General features: G+C 61.3%; 20 protein-coding genes and 1 pseudogene. 12 read left to right on the top strand and 9 right to left on the bottom strand.

The window, feature by feature from the left end; all coding sequences use genetic code 11:
• The first annotated feature begins 71 nt into the window (after positions 1–71).
• Positions 72–602: a DUF1003 domain-containing protein gene (locus F8N66_RS23470; protein ID WP_150772432.1), complete on the top strand. Its 531-nt coding sequence runs from the start codon at positions 72–74 to the stop codon at positions 600–602.
• On the opposite strand, the gene F8N66_RS23465 is transcribed toward F8N66_RS23470, so the two are convergent.
• Positions 587–1,549, bottom strand: a complete 963-nt coding sequence (locus tag F8N66_RS23465) for a LysR family transcriptional regulator (RefSeq protein ID WP_150772476.1) — start codon at positions 1,547–1,549, stop codon at positions 587–589. The two genes, F8N66_RS23470 and F8N66_RS23465, sit on opposite strands and share 16 nt — an antisense overlap.
• A 15-nt stretch (positions 1,550–1,564) precedes the next feature.
• Here F8N66_RS23465 and F8N66_RS23460 point away from each other — a divergent pair, with 15 nt between their 5' ends.
• Positions 1,565–2,272 (top strand): CTP synthase, encoded by a 708-nt coding sequence (locus F8N66_RS23460; protein WP_150772431.1) that lies wholly within the window; start codon positions 1,565–1,567, stop codon positions 2,270–2,272.
• Complete coding sequence (locus tag F8N66_RS23455) at positions 2,269–2,592, top strand: antibiotic biosynthesis monooxygenase family protein (protein ID WP_150772430.1); 324 nt, start codon at positions 2,269–2,271, stop codon at positions 2,590–2,592. The genes F8N66_RS23460 and F8N66_RS23455 overlap by 4 nt, the downstream gene beginning before the upstream one ends.
• Positions 2,593–2,717: 125 nt before the next feature.
• On the opposite strand, the gene F8N66_RS23450 is transcribed toward F8N66_RS23455, so the two are convergent.
• Positions 2,718–3,044: a DUF2025 family protein gene (locus F8N66_RS23450; RefSeq protein WP_150772429.1), complete on the bottom strand. Its 327-nt coding sequence runs from the start codon at positions 3,042–3,044 to the stop codon at positions 2,718–2,720.
• A gap of 221 nt (positions 3,045–3,265) precedes the next feature.
• Here F8N66_RS23450 and F8N66_RS23445 point away from each other — a divergent pair.
• The 5 genes and pseudogenes from F8N66_RS23445 (at position 3,266) to F8N66_RS23425 (ending at position 8,621) form a co-directional block, all read left to right on the top strand.
• Positions 3,266–4,392 (top strand): annotated as a pseudogene (locus F8N66_RS23445) (glycerophosphodiester phosphodiesterase).
• A gap of 198 nt (positions 4,393–4,590) precedes the next feature.
• On the top strand, positions 4,591–4,899 hold the full coding sequence (locus tag F8N66_RS23440) for a PepSY domain-containing protein (RefSeq protein WP_150772428.1): 309 nt from the start codon (positions 4,591–4,593) through the stop codon (positions 4,897–4,899).
• Positions 4,900–5,057: 158 nt separating this feature from the next.
• Positions 5,058–5,363, top strand: a complete 306-nt coding sequence (locus tag F8N66_RS23435; RefSeq protein WP_150772427.1) for a PepSY domain-containing protein — start codon at positions 5,058–5,060, stop codon at positions 5,361–5,363.
• Between the two features lie 422 nt (positions 5,364–5,785).
• Entirely contained in the window at positions 5,786–6,808 is a 1,023-nt protein-coding gene (locus tag F8N66_RS23430; protein WP_150772426.1) for a transporter, read from the top strand.
• Between the two features lie 199 nt (positions 6,809–7,007).
• Positions 7,008–8,621 carry an inorganic phosphate transporter gene (locus F8N66_RS23425; protein ID WP_150772425.1) on the top strand — a complete coding sequence of 538 codons (1,614 nt, stop codon included), beginning with the start codon at positions 7,008–7,010 and terminating at the stop codon, positions 8,619–8,621.
• Between the two features lie 92 nt (positions 8,622–8,713).
• Here the strand turns inward: F8N66_RS23425 and F8N66_RS23420 are convergent, their stop codons facing one another.
• Positions 8,714–9,136: a multidrug/biocide efflux PACE transporter gene (locus tag F8N66_RS23420; protein ID WP_150772424.1), complete on the bottom strand. Its 423-nt coding sequence runs from the start codon at positions 9,134–9,136 to the stop codon at positions 8,714–8,716.
• Between the two features lie 88 nt (positions 9,137–9,224).
• Between F8N66_RS23420 and F8N66_RS23415 the strand changes: the two genes are divergently transcribed.
• Positions 9,225–10,079: a LysR family transcriptional regulator gene (locus F8N66_RS23415; RefSeq protein WP_150772423.1), complete on the top strand. Its 855-nt coding sequence runs from the start codon at positions 9,225–9,227 to the stop codon at positions 10,077–10,079.
• Positions 10,080–10,200: 121 nt separating this feature from the next.
• Here the strand turns inward: F8N66_RS23415 and F8N66_RS23410 are convergent, their stop codons facing one another.
• From F8N66_RS23410 to F8N66_RS23400, 3 genes are read right to left on the bottom strand one after another with little or no spacing between them, the layout of a single operon-like run.
• Positions 10,201–11,436: an RNA polymerase sigma factor gene (locus F8N66_RS23410; protein ID WP_150772422.1), complete on the bottom strand. Its 1,236-nt coding sequence runs from the start codon at positions 11,434–11,436 to the stop codon at positions 10,201–10,203.
• 1 nt (position 11,437) lies between these two features.
• Entirely contained in the window at positions 11,438–11,782 is a 345-nt protein-coding gene (locus tag F8N66_RS23405; protein WP_150772421.1) for a YciI family protein, read from the bottom strand.
• Positions 11,783–11,809: 27 nt separating this feature from the next.
• Entirely contained in the window at positions 11,810–12,235 is a 426-nt protein-coding gene (locus F8N66_RS23400) for a YybH family protein (RefSeq protein WP_150772420.1), read from the bottom strand.
• A gap of 141 nt (positions 12,236–12,376) precedes the next feature.
• Between F8N66_RS23400 and F8N66_RS23395 the strand changes: the two genes are divergently transcribed.
• Positions 12,377–12,862, top strand: a complete 486-nt coding sequence (locus tag F8N66_RS23395; RefSeq protein ID WP_150772419.1) for a GNAT family N-acetyltransferase — start codon at positions 12,377–12,379, stop codon at positions 12,860–12,862.
• Between the two features lie 123 nt (positions 12,863–12,985).
• On the opposite strand, the gene F8N66_RS23385 is transcribed toward F8N66_RS23395, so the two are convergent.
• From F8N66_RS23385 to F8N66_RS23375, 3 genes are all read right to left on the bottom strand, one after another.
• On the bottom strand, positions 12,986–13,474 hold the full coding sequence (locus tag F8N66_RS23385; RefSeq protein ID WP_150772418.1) for a GNAT family N-acetyltransferase: 489 nt from the start codon (positions 13,472–13,474) through the stop codon (positions 12,986–12,988).
• Positions 13,475–13,571: 97 nt separating this feature from the next.
• Positions 13,572–14,057 carry a GyrI-like domain-containing protein gene (locus F8N66_RS23380; protein WP_150772417.1) on the bottom strand — a complete coding sequence of 162 codons (486 nt, stop codon included), beginning with the start codon at positions 14,055–14,057 and terminating at the stop codon, positions 13,572–13,574.
• Between the two features lie 66 nt (positions 14,058–14,123).
• On the bottom strand, positions 14,124–14,786 hold the full coding sequence (locus F8N66_RS23375; RefSeq protein WP_150772416.1) for a LysE family translocator: 663 nt from the start codon (positions 14,784–14,786) through the stop codon (positions 14,124–14,126).
• Positions 14,787–14,925: 139 nt separating this feature from the next.
• On the opposite strand from F8N66_RS23375, the gene alaC reads away from it, so the two are divergent.
• Both alaC and F8N66_RS23365 read left to right on the top strand, forming a co-directional pair.
• A complete protein-coding gene (alaC, locus tag F8N66_RS23370; protein WP_150772415.1) occupies positions 14,926–16,143 on the top strand; it encodes an alanine transaminase in 1,218 nt (405 codons plus the stop codon).
• 169 nt (positions 16,144–16,312) lie between these two features.
• Complete coding sequence (locus F8N66_RS23365) at positions 16,313–17,176, top strand: RHS repeat-associated core domain-containing protein (RefSeq protein WP_150772414.1); 864 nt, start codon at positions 16,313–16,315, stop codon at positions 17,174–17,176.
• The last annotated feature ends 38 nt before the right edge of the window (positions 17,177–17,214 follow it).

The following is a 17,214-nucleotide window of genomic DNA, read 5'->3' as shown; positions in this document are numbered from 1 at the left end:
ATGATGTGTTTCAGAATGAAACCGGCGTCAGGGCTATAGTGAATGTTTGTCCCAGCGCCATCGAGACCATCATGACCAGCGAAACCCAAGCTCCCGCCGCCGTCGATCATCTGCGCTTCCTTCATGCCCATGCCCACCTGGGCCCGACCTTTGGCAACGATAAATTTGCGCTGCGCGCCGAAGCCTTTGCGCGATTTTTCGGCACGCCGACCTTTCTCGGTGCGCAAACGCTGATCGTGGTGGTTTGGGTGTGCGTCAACCTGTTCGGCGTCACCCACTTCGATGTCTACCCGTTCATCCTCCTCAACCTGGCGTTCAGCCTGCAATCGGCCTACGCCGCGCCGTTGATCCTGTTGGCCCAGACCCGCCAGGCGGCACGGGACAAAGCCCAGTCCGAAGCCGATGCCAAACACCGCGAAGCGCTGGCAGTCACTAACAGCGAACGTCAGGTGCAAGCGGCGCAGAACTCTGCGCAATTGCTTCAGCTGCTTGAGCAAAATACCCAGCTGACCCAAATGACCAAGGAATTGACCGAGCGTATTGAAAGCCTGACCTCGGAGATGCATCAGCATTTCGTGCGCAAGGATCAGCCCAAGGCCTGAAGGCTTAATGGCAGTTTCAGCGCGCGCCCCAACTCGTCGAACAGCGTCACCACCGAGCGCAAGGCACGGCAATCCGGGCGGGTCAGCAACCAGAGCGCGGTGTCGTAACCGTGCAACGGCTCGCCCAGCGCCTGTAATCCGTCACCGATCAAAAAGTCCGGCAACGCGGCTACGCCTAACCCGGCACGCACCAGTTCGCTGACCGACAACATGCTGTTACAGCGATAACCCGGCATCACACCGGGCAACGCTGAACGACGCCAGGCCACCGTCGGGTGATCGGGCAAAAAGTCATCCGGGGCAATCCAGGTCAATGCGGCCAAGTCCCCGGTATCGACCGATTGCAGATAGCGCGCGCTGGCACACACGCGATACGAAATGTCCGCCAGGCGCCTCCCCACCAGATGTTCCGGCGGTGTACGGGTCAGGCGCAACGCGATATCAGCGTCGCGGCGGCTGAGGTTGGCGAAGTCGTTGGAGGTACTGAGTTCAATGGTCAGCGCCGGGTAGTTCGGCATGAACTGCGCCAACGCCGGCAGCAGCAACCCTTGCAGGACCGAATCGGTGCAAGTCAGGCGCACGGTGCCGCTGATGACGTCCCCGCCCTGCTCCACGCCGATGCGCGCCGCGTCCAATGCCTGTTCGGCACGTTCGGCCTGCTTGGCCAGCGCTTGCGCCAACGAGGTGGCCAGGTAGCCGGCGCGGCTCTTTTCGAACAATTGCTGGCCCAGCGCGGCTTCCAGTCGCCGCACCGCCCGAAACACCGTCGAAACATCCACCTTCAACAGCTGCGAGGCCCGGGCCAGAGAGCCGCCGCGCACCAGCGCAAGAATCAGGGCCAGGTCCGGGTAGTCCAGTCGATAGTGCGCCGGTGCATTGATCACTTGGATAAACGCCAATATTGAGTGCGTGAACGCCAATTTATAGTGGGTATCAGGAATCAACAAGCGCAGAGGTATCCCATGGAACATCGCGTCATCCGCATCGCCCTGATTGGCGATCATGACCCCCACGTCACCGCCCACCGGGCGATACCCGTGGCCCTCGACATGGCCGCCGGGCACACCGGCTTTAATGTGCAGGGACAATGGCTGGGCACCGAATGCATCGATGCTGATACGCCGCTCGACCGATACGACGGTTTCTGGTGTGTGCCGGCCAGCCCCTATCGCAACATGGACGGCGCACTGCGGGCGATTCGTTTTGCCCGCGAACAACGACGGCCTTTCCTGGGCACCTGCGGCGGTTTTCAACACGCGGTACTGGAATATGCGCGCACTGTGCTCGGCTGGTCGGATGCCGAGCATGGCGAGACTTCACCCCATGCCGCTCGGGCCTTGCTCACGCCCCTGGCGTGTTCCTTGGTAGAGGTGGTGGACACTGTTCATCTGGCGGAAGGCTCGTTGATCGCCAAGGCGTATGAAACGTCCGAGATCCAGGAAGGCTATCGCTGCAACTACGGTGTGAATCCCGAGTTCGAACGGGATTTGCTCAAACATGGCCTGCACAGTGTCGGCCGCGATTCGGCGCAAGGCTTGCGCGCCCTGGAACTCACAGGGCACCCGTTCTTCGTTGCCACGCTGTTTCAGCCGGAGCGTGCTGCGCTCAAGGGCATCCTGCCGCCCCTGGCGAGGGCCCTGGTCCAAGCGTGCGCGGAGCAGCCGTCATGATCGCCAATACGCCGCCCACGCCGTACTACGCGGTGATCTTCACCTCGCTGCGCACCGTCGGTGACCAGGGTTACGCCGAAGCCGCCCGGCGGATGGTGGAACTGGCGCGCGCGCAACCGGGGTTTCTCGGCGTGGAGTCGGCGCGTGGCGATGACGGGGTGGGGATTACCGTGTCGTACTGGGCCAGCGAGGCGGCGATTGTGGCGTGGAAGCATCATCCCGAGCACAGGGAGATTCGTGAGCGTGGGCGGTCGACGTGGTATGCGCGGTGTCATACGCGGGTGTGTCGGGTTGAGCGGGCGTATGAGTTCACTCTGTAGTTGATGGGGTGTTTTTCAGGCCGTCTTCGCGAGCAAGCCCGCTCCCACAGTTGACCTGCGCAGTTCACAATTCCCTTGTGGGAGCGGGCTCGCTCGCGAAGAGGCCAGCAGCGACACCGCAAAACTCAACCCCGCACCAAACACCGCACCGCCGAAATCTCCGGCACCTCCCGCCGGCTCATGTACACCCGCAACGGTTCGGTGATGTGAATCCGGTCGTCGATGTTCTGGTCCAGCAGCAACTGGATCAATTCACGCTTGAGGGTCATGGTGTGCCCGGGACCGGCGACCCAGACGAATTCGCTGGCGGGGATGATGCCGTCGTCCGCCACATCCATGCCAAAGGCGTCTTCACTGAAGCGAATGATGTAGTGGCCAGTCTTGCGATTGAGGCCAACGAAGCCTTTGAGCTGGTCGGCAGCCTGGCAGATGAGCTGGGAAGTGATGCGCACGGTAAACCTCACAGGCAGTGATCAATGGTTTACACGCGAGGCTGGGGAACGGGTTTCCCTCTGCCGGGGAAATCGCCGGGGCCAAGGGTACTGCAAACACGTGCACACAATTGCTGACGAACATCAGCATTAACCACGTTTATGTCGGTCTCGCGATAGCGTCGGCAACGTTCAGTTGTTAAAAGGGACGTCTTCGACAACATTGCGAAAGGAACTCGACCATGCCTGCCACCTTCAGCAAACACGCCCTGATGCTGAGCCTGCTCCTCGGCCTCGGCCAGGCGCAAGCCGCCAGCGAACCCACCCCCGGCGCCCTGGCCGCCCGCCTGGGCATCCCCCATCCGGCGGTGATCGCCCACCGTGGCGCGTCGTTCGATGCACCGGAATCCACCGCCGCCGCCTATCAACTGGCGCGTGACCTCGGTGCCGACTACCTCGAACTCGACCTGCAACGCAGCAAGGACGGCGTGCTGTTTGCCCTGCATGACAACAACCTGCAACGCACCACCGATGTCGCCAGCAAATTCCCCGAGCGCAAGGACAGCCCGGCCACTGCGTTCACCCTGGCCGAACTGAAAACCCTGGACGCCGGCAGCTGGTTCAACACCGCATACCCGGACCGCGCCCGCCCCTCCTACGCGGGTCTGAAAACCTCACCCTCGATGAAGTCATCGACATTGCCCAGGGCAACCCGCTGCACAAGCCGGGCCTGTACATCGAAACCAAGGAGCCCAAGCAATTTCCCGGCATCGAGCACGACTTGAAACAGAAACTCCAGGCGCGTGGCTGGCTGAGCCCGGCCGGTTCGAAACCGGCGAAAAACGAGCTGGCGGTTGGCCAGGGCCCGGGCAAGGTGATCCTGCAAACCTTCGAGAAGAGCAGCCTCGAACTGCTGCAAAAGGAAATGCCCCAGGTGCCGAAGGTCCTGCTGCTGTGGGTCGGCGAAGGCAACATCGAGCCTGCCTCGAAGGTCACGTTTGCCGAGTCCGGCGAGAAGGACAAGGCCGCTTACTACGCCAAACAGCAACCCCGGGACAAAGCCGAGTTCCAGCGCTGGGTCGACTACGCCAAGGCCCAAGGCGCGATCGGCACCGGCCCGTCCGCCGCGCTGACCCAGGGTGGCGATCAGAGTTACGCGGACCTGGTGAAACCCTGGATGAACCAATACACCCACGACCAGGGCCTGCTGGTGCACGTCTACACCGTTGACGATGCGGTGGATTACCAGAACGTCATGGACGCGGGCGTCGACGGTATTTTCACCAACCGCGCCAGCGAGTTGTTGAAGTTCTACAAGCGACCGGCGGCGGCGAGTGTTGATCAGGTGTTGAAGAACAACGGGTACTGATCGTCCTCTGTAGAAGCAGGCACGCAGGCGATGGTCGTTAACGATGACGCGGGAAGCCTGACACCCCGTGGCGTTCCCGGGTTCATCGCGAGCATGCTCGCTCCTACAGTGGCATCGGCAACCGGGAATTTAAGGCTGAATTAAGTTGCAACAACTAATCTGATCCCACTTAAACAGCTCACCCAAGGAAAGAAGCCCATGAAAACGTTGACCGCCCTGTTCGCCGCTGCAACCCTGATGCTCACCGCCGGTCTGGCCCAGGCGAAAGATGTGCCTGTCGACCAAATCCCGCAACTGGTCAAGGACGGCAAAATCAAGCCGCTGGAAGAACTCAACCAGATCGTTCTGAAACTGCATCCGGGTGCGACCATTACCGACAGCGACCTGGACAACCACACCACCCTCTACGAATACGAAGTCGAGTTGAAAGACGCTCAAGGCGTTGAATGGGATGTGGATTTGAATGCCGCCACTGGCGAAGTGCTGAAGAACAAAAAAGACGACTGATACACACAGCCAAAAGCCGCACGATTTTCCGATCGTGCGGCTTTTTTGTGCCCGAACGGTTGTAAGACTTTGATTCGGGTGAAGCGCCTTTAAGGGTGAATTAAGTGACGGCGATTAGTTTGAGCCCACCCAAGTCACTCCTCCAAGGAAAGCGCCTCATGAACACCCTGACTGCATTGTTCGCCGCCGTCACCCTCACCCTCACCGCCGGCCTGGCCCACGCCAGTGAAGACGATGTCCTGCTGCACCAGATTCCCCAGTTGATCAAGGAAGGCAAGGTCAAGCCACTGGAAGAACTGAACCAGGTCGCCCTGAAGTTGCACCCCGGCTCGACGATTACCGAAACCCAGCTTGAACATCGCCTCAAGGGTTACATCTATGAAGTCGAAGGACGCGACCCGAATAACGTGAAGTGGGACGTGGACATTCTGGCCGCTACCGGCGAGGTGCTGAACAGCAAGTAAGGTAAACCGCCGCTGCCCGCAAAGCCGCACGACCTGATCCACGTGCGGCTTTTTTGCGTCTGGCGCTCAATCAGGGCGTGAAAAGTGTCCGGACATCCCTGTCCGCGACCATGGCTTTTGGCCAAAGGCGCGCAACTTACCCCAAGCGAGATCGGCGTGCCAGAGCGGTTCTTGAGGTGAAACCGACCATCGGTACAGCCATCGTTTGCATTCAAATTACTGTCACAAAACCGTCATGACACCTTGCGATGATGCGGCTCACGTGAACCCGCCATAACGCTGAACCAGTTCCCTGCAGGAGCGAACATGCTCGCGATGGACCAGAGAACGCTGCGGAGTATCAGGCTCCCCGCGTTAGCGTTAACGACCATCGCGAGCATGCTCGCTCCTACAGGAGACAAAGCCCCTCCATGCGAGTCCTCATGAACCACAGCATCGATCAAAGCCATCGCGATCCGGATCTGTTCGGCCTGTTGTACGGTTTCAGTTTTCGCCCCGGCGAGCGCGGGCGGGAGATCGATTCGGCCAGGGCGTTGCAGTGCCTGCAACAACCGGACGACGGCGACGAATTTCTCTGGCTGCACCTGAACCTCGCCCATGCCGCGTGCGAGCGCTGGATGAAAAGTCATCTGGAACTGCCCGACGAATTTTTCGAAGCCCTGCATGAAGGCTCGCGCTCGACGCGCATCGAGCATGTGGACGCGGCGTTGCTGGCGGTGGTCAACGATGTGGTGTTCAACCTCAGCAGCATGGTGTCGTCGGATGTCTCGACGCTGTGGGTGTGCGTACGCAGTCGGCTGATCATCAGCGCGCGCCTGCAACCGCTGCACTCGGTGGACAAGTTGCGTTCCTCGGTGAAGGCCGGCGAGCGCTTTCGTTCGCCACTGGAGTTGCTGGTGCACCTGCTGCGCGACCAGGGCGAGGTGCTGACCCAGATCGTGCGCAAGACCAGCCTGAGCGTGGATCAGATCGAAGACGAATTGCTCTCCTCGCGCCTGTCGACCAACCGCGCCGAACTGGGCGCCAACCGCCGGGTGCTGGTGCGCCTGCAACGCCTGCTGGCGCTGGAGCCGGGGTCGTTGCTGCGACTGCTCAACCGCCCGCCGCCCTGGCTGCAAAAGGAGGACGTCAAGGAGCTGCGCAAATCCACCGAGGAGTTCGCGCTGATCATCAACGACCTGACGGCGCTCGGGGAACGCATCAAGCTGTTGCAGGAAGAAATCGCCGCCAACCTCAACGAGCAGAGCAACCGCACGCTGTTCACCCTGACCGTGGTCACGGTGCTGGCGCTGCCGATCAACATCATCGCCGGTTTTTTTGGGATGAATGTGGGTGGGGTGCCGCTCTCACAGGACCCGGAAGGGTTCTGGATCCTGGTGGCGCTGGTCGCGACCTTTACCGTGATTGCCGGGCGCTGGGCGTTTCGCAAGCGGCGCGATTATTAAGGGCAAAGGATCGCAGCCTCCGGCAGCTCCTACAGGGATCGCGTTTCAAAGGTAGGAGATGCCGAAGGCTGCGATCTTTTGCCTCTGCTGTTCGGATCAACGGACGCTCAAAAGCCCAAAACCCTGACCCAACGCAGCCTCCCTGTAACATTTAGCAATGATCATGACGGATACCCCTTCCCTCCACAGGATGTCCGGCATGGCTACGCCCTCCTACTCCGCCCCCCAGGCGCCCGTCAGTAGCGGTAAACCTCAGTTCGATAAAAAACCCGGCCTGCTCACCCTCGTGATTTTCTTCGCGGTACTGGCCATGGGCCTGTTGTTCACCGCCTACAGCCTGATGCACGACATGAACGAACTGGGCACCGTGGTGACCACCTGGACGCCGTTCCTGCTGTTGGGCGTGGCGCTGGTCATTGCCCTGGGTTTCGAGTTCGTCAACGGTTTCCACGACACCGCCAACGCCGTGGCCACGGTGATTTACACCCACTCGCTGCCGCCGAATTTCGCGGTGGTCTGGTCGGGTTTCTTCAACTTCCTCGGGGTGCTGCTGTCCAGCGGCGCAGTGGCGTTCGGCATCATTGCCCTGCTGCCGGTGGAGCTGATTCTGCAAGTCGGTTCATCCGCCGGTTTTGCGATGATCTTCGCCTTGTTGATCGCGGCGATCCTGTGGAACCTCGGCACCTGGTGGCTGGGCCTGCCGGCCTCGTCGTCGCACACCCTGATCGGTTCGATCATCGGCGTGGGCGTGGCCAATGCCCTGATGCACGGGCGCGACGGCACCAGCGGCGTGGATTGGGCGCAAGCGACCAAGATCGGTTACGCATTGCTGCTGTCGCCCCTGGTGGGCTTCGGTTGTGCCGCGTTGTTGCTGCTGGCCTTGCGCGCCTTCGTGAAGAACCGTGCCCTGTACAAGGAACCGAAAGGCAACACACCGCCGCCGTGGTGGATTCGCGGTTTGCTGATCCTCACCTGCACCGGTGTGTCCTTCGCCCACGGCTCCAACGATGGCCAGAAAGGCATGGGCCTGATCATGTTGATCCTGGTTGGCACCCTGCCGATGGCCTACGCGCTGAACCGCACCATGCCGGCCGACCAGGCCTTGCAGTTCGCCGCCGTGGCCGAAGTCACCCAGCAAGCGCTGGTGAAAAGCGCACCGTTGCCGGCCCCGGCCGATCCGCGCCCGGTGCTGTCCGAGTACGTGCGCAGCAAGGAAGCGACGCCCCAACTGGTGCCGGCGCTCGCGGCGCTGACCGGCAGCATCGGTGCACAGGTCAAGAGCTACGGTTCGCTATCCAAAGTGCCGGCCGAGGCTGTGGGCAACGTGCGTAACGACATGTACCTGACCAGCGAGACCATTCGCCTGATGGACAAGAACAAGGTCGGCAACTTCGACGCTGACACCAGCGGCAAGCTGCAACTGTTCAAGCAGCAGATCGACAGTTCCACGCGGTTCATTCCGCTGTGGGTGAAGATCGCGGTGGCGATTGCCCTGGGACTGGGCACCATGGTCGGCTGGAAGCGCATCGTGGTGACGGTCGGTGAAAAGATCGGCAAGACCCACCTGACCTACGCCCAGGGTGCCTCCGCCGAAACCGTGGCCATGCTGACCATCGGTGCCGCCGACATGTTCGGGTTGCCGGTCTCGACCACCCACGTGCTGTCTTCGGGCGTGGCCGGGACCATGGTCGCCAACGGCGGCGGCTTGCAGATGAAGACCATCCGCAACCTGCTGATGGCCTGGGTGCTGACCTTGCCGGCGGCGATTCTGCTGTCGGGCAGTTTGTACTGGCTGTTCACCCAAATCTTCTGACTCATCACCTGTAGGAGCTGCCGCAGGCTGCGATCTTTTGATTTTGCAAAGGCAGCGTCAAAAGATCGCAGCCTGCGGCAGCTCCTACAGGGTTATGCGTTGACCATACGCGCACGCATCACGTCATACACCCAGTGGTAAACGTAGGTGTACGGCAGGAAAAACAGCAGCACACCGATGTCCAGCAGGAACGCTTGCCACAGGCTGATGTTCAGCCACCAGGCAATCAGCGGCACGCCCAGGGCCACCAGGCCACCTTCGAACAACAGCGCATGCGCCACGCGGGTCCAGGCGTTATGCGTCAGGGCAAAGCGCTTGAGCACGCGGTCGAACACTCCGTTGAACACTACGTTCCAGGCCAGGGCCAGGATGGCAATGACGACGGTGACGACGCCCATGTCCAGCATCGGTTTATCCATGATCCACGCCAGCAATGGGGTACAGATCAGGATGGCCAGCAGTTCGAAACCGACGGCCTGAAAAATACGTTCTGTGATGGATTTGTTGATGTTCATGACCAACCTCCTGAATAGCGATGGTTGCCATGGTCCAACATCACCCCGATACTTCCTAACCAATAACCATCGATCAAGGCGATAGTTCATGGCCTCCCAGGAAGTGTTGCAGGCGTTCGTCCAGGCAGCGACGCAGGGCTCGTTCTCCGCGGCGGCGCGCAAGTTGGGGCGCAGCCAGTCGACCATCAGCGCGGCGGTGGCCAGCCTGGAAATCGACCTGAACCTGGTGCTGTTCGACCGCAGCAGCCGCAAACCCACCCTCACCCCGGCCGGGCACGTGATGCTGCAACGGGCCGAGGACATCCTGGCCGCCACCAGCCGCCTGGAAATGACCGCCAGCCAACTGTCCCAAGGCGTCGAGGCGAAGCTCACCGTGGCCCTGTCCGACACCTACCAGTCCGACCGTTTCGAAGCCTCGCTCAGTGCCTTCGAGCAGCGCTACCCGGACCTTGAACTCGAATGCCTGATCGCGGAATGCGACGACCTGGTGGCGCTGGTGCAAAGCGGCCGGGCACACGTGGCCTTCGCCGAGATGCAGGACAGTTACCCGCCGGACCTGGTCAGTTCAACGGTGGACGAACGCACCGAAATCGCCCTGTTCGTCTCGCCCCGGCATCCACTGGCCACGCTGGCACACCTCGAACAGGACGTGCTGCAACAGCACCGGGAATTGCGCCTGGCGACCATCGTCAACCCGTATGAAAGCCGGGCGAAGGGCCGCGTCTGGTCGGCGCCCAGTTATTTGATGCTGCTGGAAATGGCCCAGGGCGGATTCGGTTGGGCGCCGTTGCCCCGTTGGCTGGTGGAGCGTTTTGGCCCGGGAACGCTGCAGGAGTTGCAAGTGCGCGGCTGGCCGAAAACGGTGTATGTGGACGCGTTGTGGTCGCGGTTGAATCCGCCGGGGCCGGCGGGGAGCTGGTTGTTGGGCAAGATGCTGGAATAGTGGCGTGGCCCATTCGCGAGCAAGCCCGCTCCCACAGTGATTGAGGGTGGATATACATGGTGTGATCGACCCAAAACCCTGTGGGAGCGGGCTTGCCCGCGAAGAGGCCCTTGAGATCACCTCACTCCAACGCCTTGAGCCGAGCCTCGATAAACCGCCGCTCCGGCTCTTGCCGGGTCAACTCAAGCGCCCGCGCATACGCCGCACGCGCCTGCTCCACCCGGCCCAGCTGCCGACAAAACTCCGCCCGCGCCGAGTGCGCCAGGTGGTAATCCAGCAGCTCACCGCGATCCAGAATCGCCTCGACCAGCCTCAGCCCCGCCAACGGCCCATCGCGTTTCGACAGCGCCGCCGCCCTGTTCAATTCGATCACCGGCGACGGCACGGCCCGCAGCAACACGTCATACAGGCCGACGATCTGCGCCCAATCGGTTTGCTCCACCGACGGCGCTTCGGCATGCACCGCCGCAATCGCCGCCTGCAGGCAATAGGGGCCGAATCGCCGGGTGCCCAGCGCCCGCTCCACCAGCGCACAGCCTTCGTCGATCATCTCGCGGTCCCACAACCCTCGGTCCTGCTCGTCGAGCAAAATCAGCTCGCCGGTCGTGGAGGTTCTCGCCACCCGCCGCGACTCGTGCAACAACATCAACGCCAGCAGGCCCATGACTTCCGGTTCCGGCAACAACTCCATCAACAACCGGCCAAGGCGAATCGCTTCGCGTGTCAACTCCTCGCGGGTCACTTGCGCGCCGATGGACGCCGAGTAGCCTTCGTTGAACACCAGGTAAATCACCCGCAGCACGCTGTCGAGGCGCTCGGGCAACTCCGCCAGGGACGGCACCTGATAAGGGATCTTTGCATCACGGATTTTCGCCTTGGCGCGCACGATGCGCTGGGCGATGGTGGCTGGCGCCGAGAGAAAGGCCCGGGCGATTTCTTCGGTGGTCAGGTCGCAGACTTCGCGCAGGGTCAACGGCACTTGCGCGTCCGCCGCCAGGGCCGGGTGACAACAGGTGAAGATCAGGCGCAAGCGATCGTCTTCCACGTCTTCGTCACTCCAGTCGGCCTGCTCCAGCGCCTCCAGTTGCGCGATCAACATCGGTCGCGAGGCAGCGAAGCGCGCGCGCCGGCGCAACACATCGATGGCCTTGAAGCGCCCGGTGGACACCAGCCAGGTGCGCGGGTTGTCCGGTACGCCGTCCTGCTGCCAGCGCTCGACCGCGACGAAAAACGCCTCGTGCAAGGCCTCTTCGGCCAGGTCAAAATCGCCGAGCAGGCGGATCAGCGTCGCCAGGATGCGCCTCGACTCCTGTCGATAAACCTGCTCGACCCGCACCGACACCGAAAGATCAGGCATCTCAAGGATTCAACGTACGAACGGGGCGCACTTCGACACAGCCGACCCGTGCAGCCGGAATGTCCCCGGCGACCTGGATCGCTTCGTTCAGATCCTTGGCATCGATCAGGTAGAAGCCCGCCAACTGTTCCTTGGTTTCGGCGAACGGGCCGTCGGTGATCGACAGCTTGCCGTTGCGCATGCGCACGGTGGTGGCGGTCTGCACCGACTCCAGCGCCTCGGCGGCGACCATCCGGCCACTGCCCTGCACCGACTCGGCGTAGGCCATGCACTCCTCGTCCTTGGGGCTCTCCGGCAGCGAATGCAACAGGCGCTCATCGCTGTAGACCAGACATAAATATTTCATCGTGCTCTCCTGACCGAAGGGTTCATCTCAGGGCTCCAGATTGAACAGCGCCGCGCCGCTTTCCATGTCGAACGGTGCCGACCAGTGTTCGTGGACGATGCGCCATTGCCCGGCTTCGCGTCGATAGCAGGCGGTCACGCGCATCCAGCAGGCCTGGGTTTCGCCCTTCTCATTGGTGCCGCCGCAATGGGCCAGCCAGTGGGCGAAGGCGATGTGTTCGTCGGCGACGATGTTCATGTGGTCGAAGTCGAACTTGTGCGGGCCCTGGCACATTTCCATGCAGGCCTGCCAATGCGCACGGTAGGCGGCCTTGCCGCGGAATTGCAGGGCCTTGACCGCGTCGTAGGAGACGATGTCCTCGCCATAGAAGCTCATGATTTTATCGACATCCTTGGCGACGACCGCCTGGCGATAGGTGTCGATCAAGGTCTGGATTTCGTGGGTAGCGCTCATGATGGTTCTCCGTGGTTTTTATGGTGAAGACACCCTTAGTCGTCTGGCGATCCGGCGAATCGACAGGTGAAATAAAAATAATCCACCCACGCGAAATCGCTAGAATCCGAGGCTCATTTCTGTTGGAAAAAGGACACGCCAGTGACCACCCGACTCGTGCCCTACGAAAGCCTGAACGCGCTGCAGCGCCAGCAGGTCGAGGCCATCGAAGTTCATCCCGGGCAGATCAGGTTTTCCGGTGACATCCACGGTGCCTTGCACACCCTGCTGTCCCGCCCCGGCCCTGGCGTCAAGGGATTTGCCCTGCTGGCCGACGACCTTGCCGTCGCCTTCCTGCTGCTCAAGCGCCCGCCGGTGTTGCCGGCCTGGGCCGACGAGCACAGCGCCACGCTGCATGCGCTTCAGGTCGACCAGCGTCAGCAAGGCAAGGGGTATGGCAAGGCCTGCCTGCAAGCGCTGCCCGAGGTGGCGCGCCAGGCCTGGCCGGAAATCAGGGGGCTGGAATTGTCGGTGGATGCGGACAATGAATCGGCGATTGCGCTGTATGGCAAATATGGATTTGTCGACAGCGGCGAGGCATACAAGGGCCGGATCGGCTATGAGCGGCGGATGGGCCTGATTTTTTGAGGTCATCCCCTATTCAATGTGGGAGCGGGCTTGCTCGCGAAAACGGTGTATCAGTCAACATTGATGTTGTTTGATACACCGTTTTCGCGAGCAAGCCCGCTCCCACAGGGATCTGTGTTGGGGTCAGAGGTTGAGCACCATCTCATGCCACGCCATCCCGCCATGGTCCGAGGCCGAAGGCTTGACGTAGGCAAAGCCGAATCCGGCGTACAGCGGGATATGCCGCTCCTTGCACATCAGGTTGATGCTGACCTTGCCCATCGCGCGCATGCGCTCGATGAATTCGCCCATCAGGCGCTTCGCCAGGCCCTGCCCCTGATAGTCGGGGTGCACCACCACCGACATGATCACCACGTGCGGGCCGGCCGGATCGTGGCCGATCAGTTCCTTGAACGCTTCGTCCGACATTTCCACCTGGAATGCCGCGCCGGAATTGATGAAACCGGCGACCACCCCGTCCACTTCAGCGACGATAAACCCTTCGGGCCAGGTGGCGATGCGGGTGGCGATTTTCTCGCGGGTGGCGGCTTCGTCGCCTTCGTAGGCAACGGTTTCGATGGCGTAGCAGCGGTCCAGGTCAGCAGGCGTGACGGGGCGAATGACGGTGTTCATGGCGGGTCGCAAATCAGATGGGAAGGTCGCGGATCATAAATCAGCGTCGAAAAGACATCGAGAGGCGAATCCTTCGATCCGCCTTGCGACGACAGGGTCAGGCCTTGATCGGCACCCAGATTTCCAGCTTGCCGGTGTTGAGCTTCGGGTTGAAGTCTTCGCTGTAGCGCTCCAGCTCCGGCGCGTCCAGCACCTCATGCCCCGACTGCGGCTGCCAGGTGCCGAAGATGTACTGAAACAGCTGCGGCAAGGCCTCCAGCGGCCCCTTGTGCTCGAACACCGCGTACAACTGCGGCTGCACCTCGACCCAACGGTACTGGTCCGGCAAGTCGTCGAGTTTGCTGATCTCGACGCCGGCGATGTAGTCGAAGCCGCCCTTGCCGTCGAAATTGCAGCACACACCGTAGGTCACTTCGCCTTTCTGGCCCGGAACATTGCCGATGTGGGGCATGAAGGTCTCCCAGAGTGCCGGGATGCCCTGGGTGGTTTGCTGGGTAAAACGTCCGCCTAGTCCTGCGATCAGCAGGAAGTGTCCGTGTTCGAAGCGCGGTTCCGTCACTTCAACGCGTGTTTGCTCATCCATGGCTCGACTCCTGGAGCGAAAAGTGGGTTCGGCTGGGAGTATAGAGGCCAAACCCGATTCGCCCAGTCAGAGGGTGTGCAACGCCTCGACGGCCCCGGCGCCGACAAACTCGTTGTAGCCCGATAGGATCACGTACACCGCGAAATAGCAGAAGATCGCCGCCGATGCCAGGTACGAATAGCGCAGCAGTTTGTCGCCGAGCAACTTGCCGCCGTGGCTGGCCGCGAAGCACAGGCCCGCCGACCACAGCAGCCCCGCGCAGAGGAAACCGCCGAGAAACAGCGCCGAGCTGAGCGCACCGCCACCGCCGGAACGGGCGATCAGGGTGCCGCCCACCGCCGCGAACCAGAGAATCGCACTGGGTGACGACATGGCGAGGAAAATCCCGCGAAAGAACTCCTTGCGATGGGAGTTCTGGCCTACCTCGGCGGTCTCGGCCAGCAGCGCCTCATGGTGGATCGCCGAATAAATCATCTTCGCCGCGAAGTACACCAGCAGCGCCGAACCACCGATCCACAACACCCAGCGCACGGTTTCGTATTGCAGCAGAACCGTCATGCCGGCCAGCGCCAGCACGGCGTAGATCAGGTCGCCGACGCAGGTGCCCAGGCCCAGGGCGAAGCCCTGAAAATAGCCGCGCTGCATCGCCAGGGTGATCATTGCGATGTTGGCCACGCCGATATCCAGGCACAGCGAAAGGCTCAACAAGAAGCCACTGGTAAATTCCATCGAACCCTTTCCTTCGGAAAAATTTGTTTACATAGAGGCTGGACAGTCTGCCACAGCTGCCCGTACATTCCGCCACAGGTCACCGCAGTGACCAGCGTCGCTCGGACGGTTCCGGGCGCTTACGTTATCCGAGGCAACAATGGCCGAACAAGGTTCGCCGCGCCGCTTTGCGCGCATAGATCGACTCCCCCCTTACGTTTTCAACATCACAGCCGAGCTGAAGATGGCCGCCCGTCGTCGTGGCGAAGACATCATCGACTTGAGCATGGGCAACCCCGACGGCGCCACGCCGCCGCACATCGTCGAAAAACTGGTGCAGGTCGCCCAGCGCGAAGACACCCACGGCTACTCGACATCCAAGGGTATTCCGCGCCTGCGCCGGGCGATTTCCAACTGGTACAAGGAACGCTACGAGGTCGACATCGACCCGGAAAGCGAAGCCATTGTCACCATCGGTTCCAAGGAAGGCCTGGCGCACCTGATGCTGGCCACCCTCGACCAGGGCGACACCGTGCTGGTGCCTAACCCGAGCTACCCGATTCACATCTACGGTGCCGTGATTGCCGGCGCCCAGGTGCGTTCGGTGCCGCTGGTGCCGGGTGTGGATTTCTTCGCCGAACTGGAACGGGCGATTCGCGGGTCGATCCCGAAACCGAAAATGATGATCCTCGGTTTCCCGTCCAACCCCACCGCACAGTGCGTGGAACTGGACTTCTTCGAACGGGTAATCGCCCTCGCCAAGCAGTACGACGTGCTGGTGATCCACGACCTGGCGTACGCCGACATCGTCTACGACGGCTGGAAAGCCCCGTCGATCATGCAGGTGCCCGGCGCCAAGGACATTGCGGTGGAGTTTTTCACCCTGTCCAAGAGCTACAACATGGCGGGCTGGCGCATCGGCTTCATGGTCGGCAACCCGGAACTGGTCAACGCCCTGGCGCGGATCAAGAGCTACCACGACTACGGCACCTTCACCCCGCTGCAAGTGGCGGCCATTGCGGCGCTCGAAGGCGACCAGCAATGCGTGCGCGACATCGCCGAGCAATACCGGCAGCGGCGCAACGTGCTGGTCAAGGGCCTGCATGAACTGGGCTGGATGGTCGAGAACCCGAAAGCGTCCATGTATGTCTGGGCCAAGATCCCCGAGGCCTATGCCCACCTGGGTTCGCTGGAGTTCGCCAAGAAACTGCTGGCCGAAGCCAAGGTCTGTGTCTCGCCGGGCGTGGGCTTTGGTGAATACGGCGATGATCACGTGCGCTTCGCCCTGATCGAAAACCAGGACCGGATTCGCCAGGCCGTGCGCGGGATTCGCGGGATGTTCCGGGCGGACGGGCTGGTCGCAAAAACCAACGCCTGACACATGACAACTGTGGGAGCGGGCTTGCTCGCGAAAGCGGACTGACATTCAACATGTACTTTGAATGTTACGCCCCCTTCGCGAGCAAGCCCGCTCCCACATTCTGGCTTCGTATTGCACCCTCGCTACCTAGCAGATCTGTCAGTTCCCGGCCCGGGAACAACATGAAATGCTGGAGGCCTTTATTGACGCGTCGTTAACCGAAGGTCTCCCGATGCCTACATCAGAACCTGCCAATCAAACATCCCGCATCCTGTTGTTAGCCGGCGACAGCAAAAATACCGTGCTCGCCGAGATGGCTGGCCCCCTTCACCACCTCGCCTACGCCCCCTATGGTCAACAATCCTCCCGGCAGGAGGTTATGACGCAGCAAGGATTTAACGGAGAACTGCGTGAGGCGAAGACTGATTGGTATGTTTTGGGGAAGGGATATCGCGTCTATAACCCGCGATTGATGCGGTTTCATAGCCCGGACATGTTCAGCCCGTTCGGGAAGGGTGGCTTAAACGGGTTCGCGTATTGCGGTGGTGAGCCGGTGATGCGTGCGGACCCGTCAGGCGAAAGTTGGCTTTCGACATGGTTCTTCAACAGATTTGCAGATGTAATGCAGATCCTTTCTCCCGTCGGTACAGGCGGCGGTGCGGGGCGCACGGCTGGAATAGCCAAACAGGCCAGGACCGGAGGCATGACGGGCATCTTGGTTGGAATGAATAAGAACCAAGCCACACCTTTCCTGAAACCCAGCAAAACAACCTTGCAAAAATCGACGCCACAAAAGGGTTTACCTACAGGGTCAACGCCTTCTCCTACAAGAAGCTCCAGTGCCCAGCCAGGCGCCGTTTCTACTCCCAATGAAAGCAAAAGCGTTCGCACTGGAATCATCCTCGAGGGCAACTACGGTGTGCGTCCACAGAACCAGTTCAGTAGGGAAAAAACGAGGGACGGACTCAGGATCAGCGGCACCGACTCTGGTGTCAAACAGATCCCTTCAACTGCCAGCGGTATTCGAAGTCCGTGGCCAGATAAGCATTGAGATTGACGGCCTGAACGCAGGCACAAAAAAACCGCATC

This window comes from Pseudomonas fluorescens, assembly GCF_902498195.1.
In the GTDB taxonomy this organism is placed as follows: domain Bacteria; phylum Pseudomonadota; class Gammaproteobacteria; order Pseudomonadales; family Pseudomonadaceae; genus Aquipseudomonas; species Aquipseudomonas fluorescens_BU.
Note: the sequence above shows the minus strand (reverse complement) of the source record. Positions and strands in the feature narration are given on the sequence as shown.